Raw genomic sequence first — 12,120 nt, 5'->3', positions numbered from 1 at the left:
GACCACCGGCGGCGCGGCTCCTCCCCACCACCACTGTTGCTGTTGCCGTTGGCGGTGGTGGCTTGGGCGGGATGTGCTCCCCAGAGGTGGCCGCAGCGTTCCATCGTCCAGCGGTCGGTGTAGTCCTCCCCGGCCGCGTCGAGCGAGGGGGCGTCGAGGGTGGGGCGGCGGTGGGTGGTCGCGGCGCACACGTCCTCGATCTGCGAGGGGGTGATGCGTTCCTGGCGGCCCTTGTCGGGGGCCTTGCTGTCGTGGCCGACCAGCAGGGAGCCGGGCCCGTCGAAGGAGTCCTCGATGCTCAAGGCGCGCCAGCCGAAGAAGTGCCCGAGTTCGGAGTCCTCGGTGGCGCCGGTGCACACCCGGTTGGAGGCCATCTTGCGGACCATCGGGTCGGGGAGCACGTCCTGGGTGACGCGCAGCGCGGAGACCACCGCGCGGATGGCCATGGCGCGAGCGATCCGGATGACCTCGGAGATCCCCGCGAGGACCTGGCGGGCCTCGCGGGTCGCGGCGACTTCGGCGCCCTCGTCCACGATGATGACGATCTCCGGCAGCGTGGGGCCCACGGGCAGCTTGTCGTCGTCCTCGGCCCGCATGTGCTGCTGGTAGGCGACCTTGCGGTGCTTGGCGATCCGGATCGCGGCCCGCAGCATGCGCGCGGCTTCCTTCGGTGTGGAGGCCACCCAGTCCACCCCCGGCGTGGGGATGTCCGCGTCGGCCCAGCGGGAGCCCTCGGTGTGCTGCTGGGCCTCACGCCACACGTGAAGCCACGGCAGCGCGAGAGAACCGCCGTTGAGGTCGATCACCCACACCAGCGTGTCGTTGCACTGGTTGAGGCGTGCGATGAGGGTGTGGAGCCAGTTCGTCTTGCCCGTGCCGGTGGGTCCGGCGACCAGGGTGGACGCCTGCCGCAGGTCCAGCTCTCCCCGGCCGCCGTCCGCGAGCAGCGCGAGGGGGAGCGGGTTGTTGACCGTGGCGATCTCGCGCATCTCCGCGAGCGGGAACGGCGTCTGCTGCCCGGCGAGGGACTTGGTGGTGACCTTGATCAGGACCAGGCGGCGGGTCATGCCGTCACCGAACGCGATGCCGCATCCGGTGGGCAGGTCCAGGTCCGAGGCCAGCGCCGGGCCGCGGTCGGCGATGGCCTTGCGGGTCGCGCCGCCGGCGGGGAGCTTGACCTCCACGGTGTAGCCCAGGCCGGACGGCCAGTGCTCGATCCCCAGGATCTCCACGCCGTCGATGTGGCAGACGCGGGCGATCCGGTCGATCCACTCGGCCGCCAGCGCCCGCCTGGTGCCGATCGACAGCAGCGTCGCGCGGCGGGCCTGCTCGGTGACCTCGTGCCCGGCGAACCCGGCACCGAGCGTCCCGGCGGCGATACCGCCCACCGCCAGCGACCCGAGCGCGGTCAGCGTCATCGGCCCCTCGCCCGCCAGCACGGCGGAGGACCAGGCGCCCGCGGCCAGGCAGCACGCGGCACGGAACCCGATCGTGGCGCCGGTCAACCGCCGCTTCAGCCCGGCCACGGTCGTGCCCAGGGCACCGGCGGCGCCCGCGGCGGCGGCCCACCCGGCGGGCACGCCGGCGGAATGGGCAATCGAGGTGGTCACCAAAGCCCCGGCGGCGGCGTTGACGCTGCCCGTCACGGCGCCGTGCCCCGCGGCCCAGTCCACCCGAGGCGTTCGTTCCTTCTTGCTGGTCACAGTGTGTCCTTCCCTACGTCTGCGGCCCCCGCCCGGTGGGGGCGGGGGCCGCAGACGACTCAGTTTCGGGGTTGGGGGTGGGTTGATCAGACGTTCCACTTCCGCTCGGCCTCGATGCCGTTGCGGGGGTTCTCGCTGCGCTCCAGATCGGCGACGTGCACCCGGCGGTAGACCACCGGCACCTCCTCCAGGGAGGACACGACGCGGTTCATGGCGCGGAAGCCCTCGCCCATCTCCTCCACGACGGCCGCGTCCACCGGCAGGTTCTCCCGGGAGATCTCGGCCAGGACCCGGAGGACCTCCTGCACCGTGGCCATGGCCGTGGGCAGGTCCTCGATCAACTGCTGGAACTCCGGCATGTGCTCGGGGTCGAACGTCTGCGCCGCCTGAAGCATCACCTCGGCCGCGTCGGACAGCCGCGTGAACGCCGTTCCGGTCGTGTCGGACACCTCGAACTCCTCACCCACGTTGGACTTGCCCAGGGCCACCTTCGTGGCCTTACCGCCCGTGCCGGGCTCCTCGCGGCCCGCTTCTTCCTTCCGGGCCGGGTCGTTGACGTGATCAGCGGGCACCCGCTCCCCGCACGCCTTGGCGTCCCGCACCTCGCGGGCGTCGCGCGCCCTGCCTGCCAGCCGGGCCCACACCGTGCGCATGTGGCCCCACGCCTTGCCGGGGTGGCGCCAGTTCCACAGCCCCGAGGCCAGGCCCACCGCGCCCGCCACCAGGCCGGACGCGGCGATCCTCGTGCCGAACCGCGCCCGCGAGACCCGCAGCGCCCGCCGCTTGGCCTTGGCCTGCTCCGCCAGGGACGGTGCCTTTCCGGTCCTCGGGTCCAGCCCCGCGCTCTTGCGCGCCTTGGCCTCCCCCTTGGCCACCCGGTCCGCCTCACGCCGTGCGGCTTTCGCCGCACGCGCACCGGCAGCATCGCGGGCGCGGTCCAGCACCCTCCGGCCACCAGCACCCACCGCACCCGGACCCGGACCCGGACCCGGCGATCCGCCGCGGCGACGTGGCCCCGCAGGTGACCGCGCAGGGGCGCCGTCCGCCGCCAACCCTCGCTTCGGGGCAAGGCGCGCGGGCGCCTGCCGGGGAACCGCAAAGGTCGGTTGAGCAGGAGACCCGCCACGGTGGGGCACTCCACGGTGCCCAGCCGAACCACCCCGCGCTGTGGGCGCGGGCCCGGCGGAGGGCACCGAGCTGCCGCGCCCCCGACCAGCAGCCGCAGGAGCCCCGAGCCCGCCTCCCCGGCCGGCCGCGGACCGCGTCCCCGGCCCCCCGGCGGCGTGGTGCCGACCGGAAGGCGGCAACACCCTGCCTCGTGCACCGTGCCGGGAACGCAGTCCGCGCACCGCCCGCGAGGTGACCGCACCAGCGGCGACCGCGCCCGCAGCCACCCCGGCAGCAGCCAGCCCCACCGGCCCGCCCACCGCCAGGACGCCGGCGGCCACCGCGCCCACCGCGTTCACCCCGGCAGCAGCCAACGGCCTGCCCGGCAACGCACCCGGCACCGGCGCAGGCGCCACGACAGGCGGTTCGAGTGGACGCGGCGGCGCCTCCACTACCACCTGAGTCGTCGTATCCGTCATCCTGAAGACCTCCATCACCTTGTGGTTGGGGAACCGGCGCGGCCCCGCGAGCTGCCAGGCCCAAGGCCGCGCCGGGAAGAAAGAGAAGAGACAGGGCGGCTACGCGTCCACGGAGACCGCGCCGCTGACGATCGCGTCGATCACCTGCTCCGGGCAGCCGTCGCGTTCGAGCTGCCGCCGCAGGATCGCGGCCTTCCGACGCTGTCCCTGTCGGGCGTTGATGCCGTCGATCTGCTGCTGGCGGCGCCGCTGCTCGACAGAGCGCGCGGCCCACGCGGCGTAGCAGGCGTCGTGGGCGGGCCAGCCGGAGAGCGTGGAACGCTCCGTCGTGGGCTTGCCACAGTGCTCGCACGGCTTCTCGGCCCGTGCGGGGCAGGCGGGTTGGTGCGCCTCCCACTCATGGACGAGCAGGGCAACCGCCTGTTGGCCGCGGGCGGTGGCGCTGGTGCCGCAGCGGCACCAGTACGCGCCCTCGGGCGGGCGGGCGGTGTACGGGGAGAACGGCCGATCCGGCCTGACCGGGGCACTGACCCACAGGCCCGGTGATCCCGGACCCGGCCGCAGATCACCCGGCATGGCACTGGTTGCAGCAGCCCAAGGAGGGCGGGATCACGTACTCGCGCAGCTCCCCGCACTCGGGGCAGGTCCGCCGCGCGGTCATGGCCGCGTCGAGCGCGGCCCACTTCGCCGGCGTCATCGGCCGCACCGGCAGGGCTTGCTCCACGTGGTAGAGGTAGCCGACCAGCGGGGGCCGTCCGCGGCGGCGGGGCCGTTCGAGCTGGGCCGCGACATCCTGGCCACCGGGCCGAAGCCCGGCGGCGCGGAGTTGGCGGCGCGTGGCCAGGCCCTCGGGGGCCAGGCGCCATCGGTAGACCGGCAGTCGGCTCATGCCGCTACCACCCCGGCCGGGATCCACAGGCGGGCTGCCAGGTCGCGTAGTGCGGTGGCGGCCTGGGCGGGGAGGACGCCGTTGCCAAGGGCGCGGAGTTGCTGGTTGCGGGTCAGGCCGGGGACGTCGGTGACCCATCCGTCGGGCAGGCCCATCATCCACTCGACCAGACGCGGGTTCAGTCGTCCCAGAGCGTCAGTTGGCCCAGGCGCCGGACGTCCGAGGGCCCGTTCCCAGCGGGCGATGGCGGGGGCGTATCGGCCCCAATCCGGTGCGCCACCGCCGGAAGCGCCAGGTCGCCCTTGCTGCCGCGCTGGTTGGGGCCGCCCTTCTCCCCGTCCGACGCCCTGGGCGTCGGGAGCAGACGGGTGGCGTCCGTCAGCGTCATGCCGTACCCGCTGCCGTACGGGGTGCCGTCCGGCCGGAAGTTCGCCGTGGCCGTGGCGTCCGCCGCCACTGGCGTGGGCAGCAGCCGGACCGCTTCGTTCAGGTCCACTCCGCGCGGGTTCGGGTCGCACCCCTTTGCGTCCCGGGCCCTGGGCGTGGGCAGCAGGGAGACCGCCGTGCGCAGGTCCGGGCCGCCGTTCCCGTGTGTGCCGGGGCCGTTCGTGTCGGAGGTCCGCGGGGTCGGAAGCAGTGGCGAGGACGAAGAGCCGCCGGCGGGGGTGCGGGGCGCCGACATCCGACGCGCGGAGAGTGCGCCATTCCGCATCGAACCGGCGGGCGGCAAGGTCGGACAGAACGGTGTCGAATCCGCGTCGAAGGTGTCCTGCGACGTTCTCAAAGACCGCGTGGCGGGGTCGTAGAACGCGAAGGGAATCGGCGATCCAGGGCCAGATGTGCCGCTCATCGGCGACCCCTTTCTGTAGTCCGGCGTCGCTGAACGGCTGGCAGGGATACCCGCCGCAGTAGATGTCCACGGGCGGCACGTCGGCCCAGTTCACGGACTTGATGTCGCCCAGGTTCGGCACCCCCGGGAAGCGCGCGGCGAGGATCGCCGCCGCCCCGGGGTCGGGGTCGGCCACCCAGGCGAGTTCGCCGCCGAACACTTCGGCCACCGCCAGGTCGAGCCCGCCGTACCCCGTGCACACCGACCCGACCCGAAGCGGCCTGCTCACGACCCCACCCCCGCAGGCTCGGACTCGCGGATCTCGTTGAGGCGGTTGCTGATCCAGCCGACCGACCAGCCGGTCAAGTCGGCCAGGTCGCGGACGGTGGTGCCGTGAACGGCACCGAGGCGGATGGCCTCACGAGCCTTGGCCTCGGGCATCTTGGAGCGTTCACGCCCCGCCGTCTCGCTTGCCGAAGCAGGGGCGGGGTGTTCACCGGTCCGGGGGGTGAACACCTCGGGGGCGGTGGTGCGGCGTTCATGAACAGGCGGGCCACTGGCGGCGACCGGGGGCTGTTCACGGCGTTCAACCTCTGCCTTGACCAGCCCGGCCGTCGGGGCCGGCGTCTGCTGCGCGGCCGTTTCCCGTGCGCGCTGTTGCTCGCGTTCCCGCTGGCGGTCGGCGTGCTCGCGGGCCTCACGCTCGCGTGCGGCGGTCCGCTCTTCGCGGTCCGCTTCGAGACGGGCGCTGTGCTCGCGCTCCTCCCGCCGCTGGCGAGCCTGCCATTCGGCGCGTTCACGCTCCAGGCGCTCGTTGTGGTCGCGCTCCTCGCGGGCGCGTTCACGCTCGGCCTGTTCACGTTCCTCGGCAGCGGCGCGTTCACGGGCGCGTTCATCGCGGGCGGCCTGTTCACGCGCGTCCTGTTCGGCGCGTTCACGAGCGGCCTGCTCGCGGCGTTCGGTCTCGATGCGGGCCAGGGCGCGGGTGATGGCGCGGCGGTAGGCAAGGCCGGTCTCCGCGGTGACGATCAGCAGGAGCGGTGCGACCGAGTGGACGGCCACCCCGACCAGGTCGCCCTTGAGTGCGCTGTCGGCGGTGTTCAGGCCGAGGGTCATCAGGCCGGTCATCCACCGCAGCAGGACCGGCATGGCCCCGCCCTTCTCCCCCAGGCGGGCGAGCACGGCGTCCAGCCGCACGACGATGACGACGGCCGCGTCCACCACGACTGCCAGGATCGGTGCCGTCCACTCCCAGCCCGGGGCGGTGGAACGCAGCACCAGCGGCGTCACGGTCAGAACCGAGTAGAGCATTCCCCCGGCCACGATCAGCCACGTGCCGACGTTCAGCGCCCGCTCCGCGGAGCGGATCGCGTCCAGGTCCGGCGTCACCACGGGTCATCACCCCCGGTGTGTCCGAGGCGGGCCAGGGTGTTGTGCATGTCGGACAGGGAGGTGTGCAGCAGGTCCGCGTTGTCCCGGGACCACTCGGCCGCCCCGACCAGCGCGGCCAGCGTCACGGGGAAGTCGGCAGGGTTGCCGGAGTCGTGCCGCAGCTCACCGGCCGCGTTCGAGCGGCGGATCAGGTCGTGGACCTGGTCAATCGCCTGAGGCAGGCGAGCGGCCAGCTCGACCAGCGCGCCAACAACCGCGCAGGCGTCGGCCGGGTACTCGAACTCGGCCTCCGGCCCCGGGGTCAGGGTGGCGTGGTTGAGGGCGCGGATCGCTTCGGCACCGGCCCGCGCGCACGCCAGGGCGGAACGGGGCGTCTCGTTCACAGCACACCCCCGAGCGCGGTCAGGGCCGCGACCGCGAGCAGGACGCCGGCGGCGCGGATGCAGTCGATCGCGCGCTGGAGGCGCCGGTACTTGGCGACCGCGAGGCGGGCCAGAGCGGGGCCGACCTGCGCGCGGTGATCCGTGGCGATGTCGGCGCGGAACTCCTCGGGCGTGCAGGAGGCCCAGCGCAGGAGCGTGCCGGGGCCGGAGTGCAGGAGGCGGGGGCGGATGACGGCCAGCAGCAGCCCGGCCGCGCCGGCGAGGGCGGCGGCGGACAGCCCGGCGGCGATCCCGCCGACCAGCGGCAGGGTCACCGCGGTGCCGGTCGTGCCCAGCACCGCCAGCCCGGCGCCGATCGCGGCCAGCAGGATGCTGGCCTTGGTGTCCGTGCGGGCGATCTGCGCCTGGATCTCGGCATACGCCTCACCCAGCGCCACCTCCGCATCCCGCGGGGGCAACGTGCTCATGGAGTCACCGCCTTCGCGGCCCCGCGGGCGGTGGTCAGGTGGTGGGCGTACTCCTCGATCGCGGCCACGGCCAGCGCGGCGACCGGCGCGGCGAGCTCGGGGTCGTCCGCGAGGATGTCGGCGCCGGCGTCCAGCCGGGCCGCCCGCTCCGCCTCGGTCTCGCCGGGCTCCCCGAGCCACAACTCGGGCGGCGTACCCAGACCGAGCGCCAGCTCGATGAAGTCGTCGGTGGTCAGCACCTCGTGGGAGCCGATGAACGATCGCACGGTGCATCTCCTGTTCTCTCGTAGGAAGCGGGGACGGCCCGGGGCCGGTGGGGTTGTCCTTGGCGTGGAGTCCCACCGGCCCCGGGCCGGGCGGTGTCAGTTCTGGGTCAGTGCAGTGTGCGGACTGAGGTACGGCTCGCCCCGGAGTGGTGCCGGGCGAGCCGGGAGGGTGTCAGATGCCGCAGTTGCTACAGGTGCCGGTCTTGGCGTTGTGGCAGATGGGGCAGTTCACTTTCCACCCCAGTGCTTGCGCCACGCGTCGTTGGGCTGGGCGTCCTTGCCCCACCAGTCGGGGGTGCCGCTACCGGACTGGGAGTCGTTACTCTCCAACTCGGATCACTCCTAGCTGCGTTAGGTGTTGATCTGTCTCGGCCCTGATCAGCGGTTGCGTCGCTGGTCAGGGCCTCTGTGCTGTTGGGGCAGTCCTGCATCCCCCCGCGCACCGCCGCCCCCGGTCGACGTATCGACGGGGGCGGCGGTCACGGGCAGCTCAGGTGCCTGCGGGTCGTTCGACCTGAGATGACGCGGCGGGCCTAGCTGCGGAACCGGTCCAGCACCGGCAGCGCCCGGGTACTTCGCTGGCGCATCAGGAACTCCTCTCGGTGGCTCGGGCAAGGGCTGTGCACTGCAAGGGGGACCGTGGTCCCCACGCTCCGGCCGTTGCTCGCGGTCGCCGGGCCACCTCGCCAGTACGGGCCGAAACCCTGTTCCACCTGGCCTTTAGCGGGATTGCAGCGTCCCCGCCCTCAGCTCGGGAGCAGCCCAAAGAAGGCCCCTCCGGTCTCACCTCGCTCTCGCTCGGTTCGACATGCCTAACGTACCCATCCTTCCTAGGCAGGTCAACCAGGCTGAGAAGGATGCCCATCCTGGGAATGGTGGGGAGGTGGCCGTACGATGGCGGGATGAGCCTTGACCCTGACGACACGCGGCCTGCGTTCCAGCAGGTCAGCAGTGCACTGCGGGCCGACATCCTGACCGGGAAGTTCGTGCCGGGAGATCAGCTCCCGTCCGGTCCCGAACTGGTGAAGCGCTACGGGGTCGCCAAGGCGACCATCGCGAAGGCCCTGGACCAGCTCCGCGACGAGGGGCTGATCATCACGCGCAAGGGCAAGGGGTCGTTCGTCCGCCAGCGGACCGAGCGGCCGGTGGGGCTGCGTCCGCACTTGGAGGCCGCGTTCGAGGAAGCGGCGGTGACGATCGACTTCGCGGGGTTCTCCAGCGAGACGCTGCACAACGCGATCCAGGAGCCGTTGGACAAGGTCCGCTCAGGACGGCTGACGCCGCAGTCCATCACCGTCCGGCTGCTGCTGCCGGACAGCACGGCGCCCATGGCGGTGCCGGTGCTTGTGGATGAGCTGCGCGACGACGCGGACTTGAGGGAGCGAGCCGGGCAGATCGGCTTGACCAACGCGGGTGGAATCAAGCACTCCGTCGAGGTCCTGGCCGAACTCGGACTCGTTCAGTCGGCCAGCGTGGAAACGCGCCTCTACCGGGCGTCGCCCCTCTTCAAGCTGTACCTCGTCAACGGGGATGAGGCGTTTTTCGGGTATTACCCGCTGCGCCAGCGGACCATGAAGGTCAACGGCGACGACAAGACGTTCTTCGACATCACCGGCAAGGACACCACCCTGTTCCACCATTCCGCAGGGCCGGACGAATCGTCGCTCGGGTCGCAGTACGTACGGCAGTCCCAGATGTGGTTCGACAGCGTGTGGAGCAGCATCGCGTTCGAGCGGCAGCCGTGAGCGGGGCACTCGGGCCCCTGCTGCGCGGGGTGACGCGCGTGCTGCTCGACTTCGACGGGCCGGTCTGCTCGATCTTCGCCGGGCTGCCGGCCGATGAAGTGGCCGCACGGATGCGGCGGCGGATCGGGGACGCCGGGCACGCGATCGAGCGGGAGTGGGAGGACGAGGGCGATCCGCTCGCGCTGCTCAGCTCGATCAACGAGACGCGCCCCGAGCTGGTGGCCTACGCCGACGCCGTGCTGACCGAGCTGGAAACCGAGGCGGCGCTACTGGCACGGCTCAACCCGGAGATTCTGGATGTGCTCGATGCGTGCGCAAATAGTGGACGAACTGTGCTCTTGGTCAGTAACAACGCAGGGCGGGCCATCGGCGCCTACCTCGACCGCGCGGGGCTGACCGACCGCGTGGGGGGAGTCTTCGGGCGGGTACCCGGAGAGCCCGCCTCCATGAAGCCGAGTCCGCGCTTGCTGCTCGATGCCATGGGGGAGACGGCACCGGAACGGTGCGTGTTCATCGGTGACGCGGTGCGCGACGTGGAGGCGGGGGACGCCGCCGGGGTGCGGACCATTGGCTACGCCAACAAGCCGGGGAAGGTGGCCAAGCTCACCGGTGCCGGGGCCGCCGTGGTGGTGGAGTCCCTGCTGCCCCTGGCGGCGGCCCTGACATCACCTGACATCCACACCTGACATCAACATCGGTGGACGGAGAAATACGCCCAGGGAGACCGTGATACCGTCCCTCGACGGCGCGCAAAGAGCATGACAGGTCACCCGGGGTGAGAGTTTTCGGTGAATCGACCTGATAAGGATGAGGCCACAGGTTCAAGTCCTGTTAGCCCCACGGCGTGGCTCGGTCCGGCCGGAGTTTTCCGGCCGGACCGAGCCCTTTGTGCAAGAAGACGGTTGGGTATCATCGGGCGCCAGATGGTCCGATCACGTATCTGCAAGAAGGACGAGGTAGCGCGGTGAAGAAGCTCCTCCTGGTCGCCCTGGCCGCCATTGGCGGCCTCCTCGTGTACCGCCAGATTCAGGCGGACAAGGCTGAGCAGGACCTGTGGACGGAGGCGACGGACTCCGTTCCGAGCGGGTCCTCGGGCGCCTGACCCCTCCGCCGGTCAGGGACACCGGCGCGACCCACGACATATCACCCGGGCCCCCGGCCGCTGTCGGCGGACGGGGGCCCGGATGGGCTTCTCATGTGCGGCTGCGAACGCTTCTGTTGAGTGCTGTCCGGCGCCGTTCGACGCCGTCGCGGCTCAGCCCTGGTGGCTCTCGTAGTGCTCGACGGCCTCGCGCGTGCGGGCGATGCCGTACACCCGCAGGAACTCGGCCAGTTCCGGGTGCGACTCGGCCAGCAGCCGCGACGCGCCCTGGATCTCGGTGGCGTCGGAGACCGAGCGCAGCAGGGCCTGGATCTCCCGGACGACGCGCTTGGTGGGGTTGGCCGGTACGCCGATGGAGCTCGACCTAGTGGCGGTCGAGTGGGTACCCAGCACGTTCCCACCCGAGGTTCGGCGGATCTCGTCCATGGACGACGTCGCCTCGGCGGCGCTGATGCGGCCCGCCCGCACCTCGGCCGCCAAGTCCTGGAGCGATCTGACCCTTTGGACGACGGCCGGGTTGCCGATCTTCGCGCGTTGCCCGCTCATGAGCTGGGACAGCATGGGTGCCGAAAGGCCGAGAACGACCGCGAGGCGGGCCTGGTTGAGCCCGAGATCGGCGATGAGGCGCCGGAAGAGCGTCCCCAGCGGCTCGCCGTACCAGGTCGTCTGCTGTTCTCTGGCTTTTTCTGTCGACTCCTGCTGTGCTGCGTCCATCGTCTCTCCCCTAATCTCCCCTGATCGCTTCACGTGAGCGAAGTTGCGCGTCATCCTACGGAGGGACCTGTCCGCTCGGCGATACCCGGTCGGTATCGAGGGCCAAGATTGGGTAACCTTGACCCTGGCCTCTTCGAGGGGTCGCGGGGCCTTAGCTCAGTTGGTAGAGCGCCGTCTTTGCATGGCGGATGTCAGGAGTTCGACTCTCCTAGGCTCCACCCGTGGGAGGTTCACCGCGGTGCGGTGGCAAGCGCCGGTACCGGCCCTCCCGTTGCGCCGCCGGGAGCCTGCCGGATGCCTTCCGGAAGCCCGCGCCGGCGTCCCTTGCCGCCCGCGCGGAGCGTACGGAAGGGGCACCACTTCTTACGCCTTCGGGGGGTCTTGTGTGAACCCCTCCCCCGCGGGCCTCCGTTGCTGGTAGTACGGAACCGGTTCCGCAGCGACGCGGCGAGGGAGGGGGGTGCCCGTGGAGAAGGGCGACCTGGTGGGTGGCAGGTACCGCTTGCGGGAGCGGTTCACCGAGGGGGGCATGGGCGAGGTCTGGCGCGCCACGGACGAGTTCGTTCCCAGGACCGTGGTGCTGAAGCGGACGCTGCTGGACGGGGAGCGCGGGCGCGAGGAGGTGCTCCGGGAGGCCGCGATCCTGGCCGAGATGCAGCACCGGCACGTGGTGACGCTGCACGACGTCATCCCGCACGAGAAGGACGGCGGGGACGGCGGCGACTACTGGCTGGTCATGGAGTACGTCCGGTCGAGCAGCCTCTCCGGCATCGTGAACGCGCTCCCCGGCCGCAGGCTGGCGGAGGAGGACGGCGTCCCGCCCTGGCGGCGGGCCGCGGAGGTCGGCCTCCAGATCGCCGAGGTGCTGCGCGCGGTGCACGCCAAGGGCGTCGTCCACCGTGACATCAAGCCGGGGAACGTCCTGATCGCCGACCGCTGGTTCGTCAAGGTCACCGACTTCGGGAACTGCGGCGCGGTCGACCCCGAGGGGACCCAGGACGGCACGGACCGCGAGGACCCCGTCCCCCGCACCCCCGCCTACAC

15 protein-coding genes, 1 tRNA gene and 1 pseudogene are annotated in these 12,120 nt (G+C 71.9%); 5 read left to right on the top strand and 12 right to left on the bottom strand.

Annotated elements, in window-relative coordinates:
• From ADY01_RS24875 to ADY01_RS24835, 11 genes and pseudogenes are all read right to left on the bottom strand, one after another.
• Nucleotides 1-1,703 (bottom strand): hypothetical protein (locus ADY01_RS24875; RefSeq protein WP_159001405.1); only part of this gene is annotated, 1,703 nt, incomplete at its 3' end.
• 86 nt (nucleotides 1,704-1,789) lie between these two features.
• Nucleotides 1,790-2,578, bottom strand: a complete 789-nt coding sequence (locus tag ADY01_RS24870) for a hypothetical protein (protein ID WP_049577965.1) — start codon at nucleotides 2,576-2,578, stop codon at nucleotides 1,790-1,792.
• Nucleotides 2,579-3,388: 810 nt separating this feature from the next.
• On the bottom strand, nucleotides 3,389-3,865 hold the full coding sequence (locus ADY01_RS39900) for a hypothetical protein (RefSeq protein WP_049577964.1): 477 nt from the start codon (nucleotides 3,863-3,865) through the stop codon (nucleotides 3,389-3,391).
• Nucleotides 3,855-4,178: an RRQRL motif-containing zinc-binding protein gene (locus ADY01_RS24860; RefSeq protein WP_049577961.1), complete on the bottom strand. Its 324-nt coding sequence runs from the start codon at nucleotides 4,176-4,178 to the stop codon at nucleotides 3,855-3,857. Before ADY01_RS24860 ends, ADY01_RS39900 begins: the two co-directional genes overlap by 11 nt.
• Nucleotides 4,175-4,336 (bottom strand): hypothetical protein, encoded by a 162-nt coding sequence (locus tag ADY01_RS40865; protein ID WP_234320402.1) that lies wholly within the window; start codon nucleotides 4,334-4,336, stop codon nucleotides 4,175-4,177. The genes ADY01_RS24860 and ADY01_RS40865 overlap by 4 nt, the downstream gene beginning before the upstream one ends.
• 20 nt (nucleotides 4,337-4,356) lie before the next feature.
• Nucleotides 4,357-4,674, bottom strand: a complete 318-nt coding sequence (locus ADY01_RS40860; protein WP_234320401.1) for a hypothetical protein — start codon at nucleotides 4,672-4,674, stop codon at nucleotides 4,357-4,359.
• A 139-nt stretch (nucleotides 4,675-4,813) separates the two neighbouring features.
• Nucleotides 4,814-5,269: pseudogene (locus tag ADY01_RS40855) on the bottom strand (DNA cytosine methyltransferase); the annotation flags it as partial.
• Between the two features lie 23 nt (nucleotides 5,270-5,292).
• Complete coding sequence (locus ADY01_RS24850) at nucleotides 5,293-6,399, bottom strand: hypothetical protein (protein ID WP_234320400.1); 1,107 nt, start codon at nucleotides 6,397-6,399, stop codon at nucleotides 5,293-5,295.
• Nucleotides 6,393-6,782, bottom strand: a complete 390-nt coding sequence (locus ADY01_RS24845) for a hypothetical protein (protein ID WP_049577957.1) — start codon at nucleotides 6,780-6,782, stop codon at nucleotides 6,393-6,395. The genes ADY01_RS24850 and ADY01_RS24845 overlap by 7 nt, the downstream gene beginning before the upstream one ends.
• Nucleotides 6,779-7,249 carry a Pycsar system effector family protein gene (locus ADY01_RS24840; RefSeq protein WP_063784345.1) on the bottom strand — a complete coding sequence of 157 codons (471 nt, stop codon included), beginning with the start codon at nucleotides 7,247-7,249 and terminating at the stop codon, nucleotides 6,779-6,781. Before ADY01_RS24840 ends, ADY01_RS24845 begins: the two co-directional genes overlap by 4 nt.
• Complete coding sequence (locus ADY01_RS24835; RefSeq protein WP_049577952.1) at nucleotides 7,246-7,515, bottom strand: hypothetical protein; 270 nt, start codon at nucleotides 7,513-7,515, stop codon at nucleotides 7,246-7,248. The genes ADY01_RS24840 and ADY01_RS24835 overlap by 4 nt, the downstream gene beginning before the upstream one ends.
• Before the next feature lie 902 nt (nucleotides 7,516-8,417).
• On the opposite strand from ADY01_RS24835, the gene ADY01_RS24830 reads away from it, so the two are divergent.
• The 3 genes from ADY01_RS24830 (at nucleotide 8,418) to ADY01_RS40850 (ending at nucleotide 10,362) form a co-directional block, all read left to right on the top strand.
• The gene (locus ADY01_RS24830; RefSeq protein WP_049577974.1) at nucleotides 8,418-9,260 is read left to right on the top strand and encodes a GntR family transcriptional regulator; all 843 of its coding nucleotides are present in this window, start codon (nucleotides 8,418-8,420) and stop codon (nucleotides 9,258-9,260) included.
• 38 nt (nucleotides 9,261-9,298) lie between these two features.
• Nucleotides 9,299-9,946 (top strand): HAD family hydrolase, encoded by a 648-nt coding sequence (locus ADY01_RS24825; RefSeq protein ID WP_234320399.1) that lies wholly within the window; start codon nucleotides 9,299-9,301, stop codon nucleotides 9,944-9,946.
• 278 nt (nucleotides 9,947-10,224) lie between these two features.
• Complete coding sequence (locus ADY01_RS40850) at nucleotides 10,225-10,362, top strand: DLW-39 family protein (RefSeq protein ID WP_234320398.1); 138 nt, start codon at nucleotides 10,225-10,227, stop codon at nucleotides 10,360-10,362.
• Between the two features lie 153 nt (nucleotides 10,363-10,515).
• On the opposite strand, the gene ADY01_RS24820 is transcribed toward ADY01_RS40850, so the two are convergent.
• Entirely contained in the window at nucleotides 10,516-11,076 is a 561-nt protein-coding gene (locus ADY01_RS24820; RefSeq protein ID WP_049577949.1) for a helix-turn-helix domain-containing protein, read from the bottom strand.
• A gap of 145 nt (nucleotides 11,077-11,221) precedes the next feature.
• On the opposite strand from ADY01_RS24820, the gene ADY01_RS24815 reads away from it, so the two are divergent.
• Both ADY01_RS24815 and ADY01_RS24810 read left to right on the top strand, forming a co-directional pair.
• Nucleotides 11,222-11,294: transfer RNA gene (locus tag ADY01_RS24815), tRNA-Ala, on the top strand.
• Between the two features lie 242 nt (nucleotides 11,295-11,536).
• On the top strand, nucleotides 11,537-12,120 hold a 584-nt coding region (locus ADY01_RS24810), incomplete at its 3' end, for a serine/threonine-protein kinase (RefSeq protein ID WP_159001403.1).

The sequence above is a fragment of the Streptomyces sp. SBT349 genome, assembly GCF_001083795.1.
Taxonomy (GTDB): domain Bacteria; phylum Actinomycetota; class Actinomycetes; order Streptomycetales; family Streptomycetaceae; genus Streptomyces.
Note: the sequence above shows the minus strand (reverse complement) of the source record. Positions and strands in the feature narration are given on the sequence as shown.

Coding starts and splice junctions, on each gene's coding strand:
- ADY01_RS39900 (WP_049577964.1), bottom strand. CDS start 3,865: ATGCCGGGTGATCTGCGGCCGGGTCCGGGATCACCGGGCCTGTGGGTC.
- ADY01_RS24860 (WP_049577961.1), bottom strand. CDS start 4,178: ATGAGCCGACTGCCGGTCTACCGATGGCGCCTGGCCCCCGAGGGCCTG.
- ADY01_RS40865 (WP_234320402.1), bottom strand. CDS start 4,336: ATGATGGGCCTGCCCGACGGATGGGTCACCGACGTCCCCGGCCTGACC.
- ADY01_RS24840 (WP_063784345.1), bottom strand. CDS start 7,249: ATGAGCACGTTGCCCCCGCGGGATGCGGAGGTGGCGCTGGGTGAGGCG.
- ADY01_RS24830 (WP_049577974.1), top strand. CDS start 8,418: ATGAGCCTTGACCCTGACGACACGCGGCCTGCGTTCCAGCAGGTCAGC.
- ADY01_RS24820 (WP_049577949.1), bottom strand. CDS start 11,076: ATGGACGCAGCACAGCAGGAGTCGACAGAAAAAGCCAGAGAACAGCAG.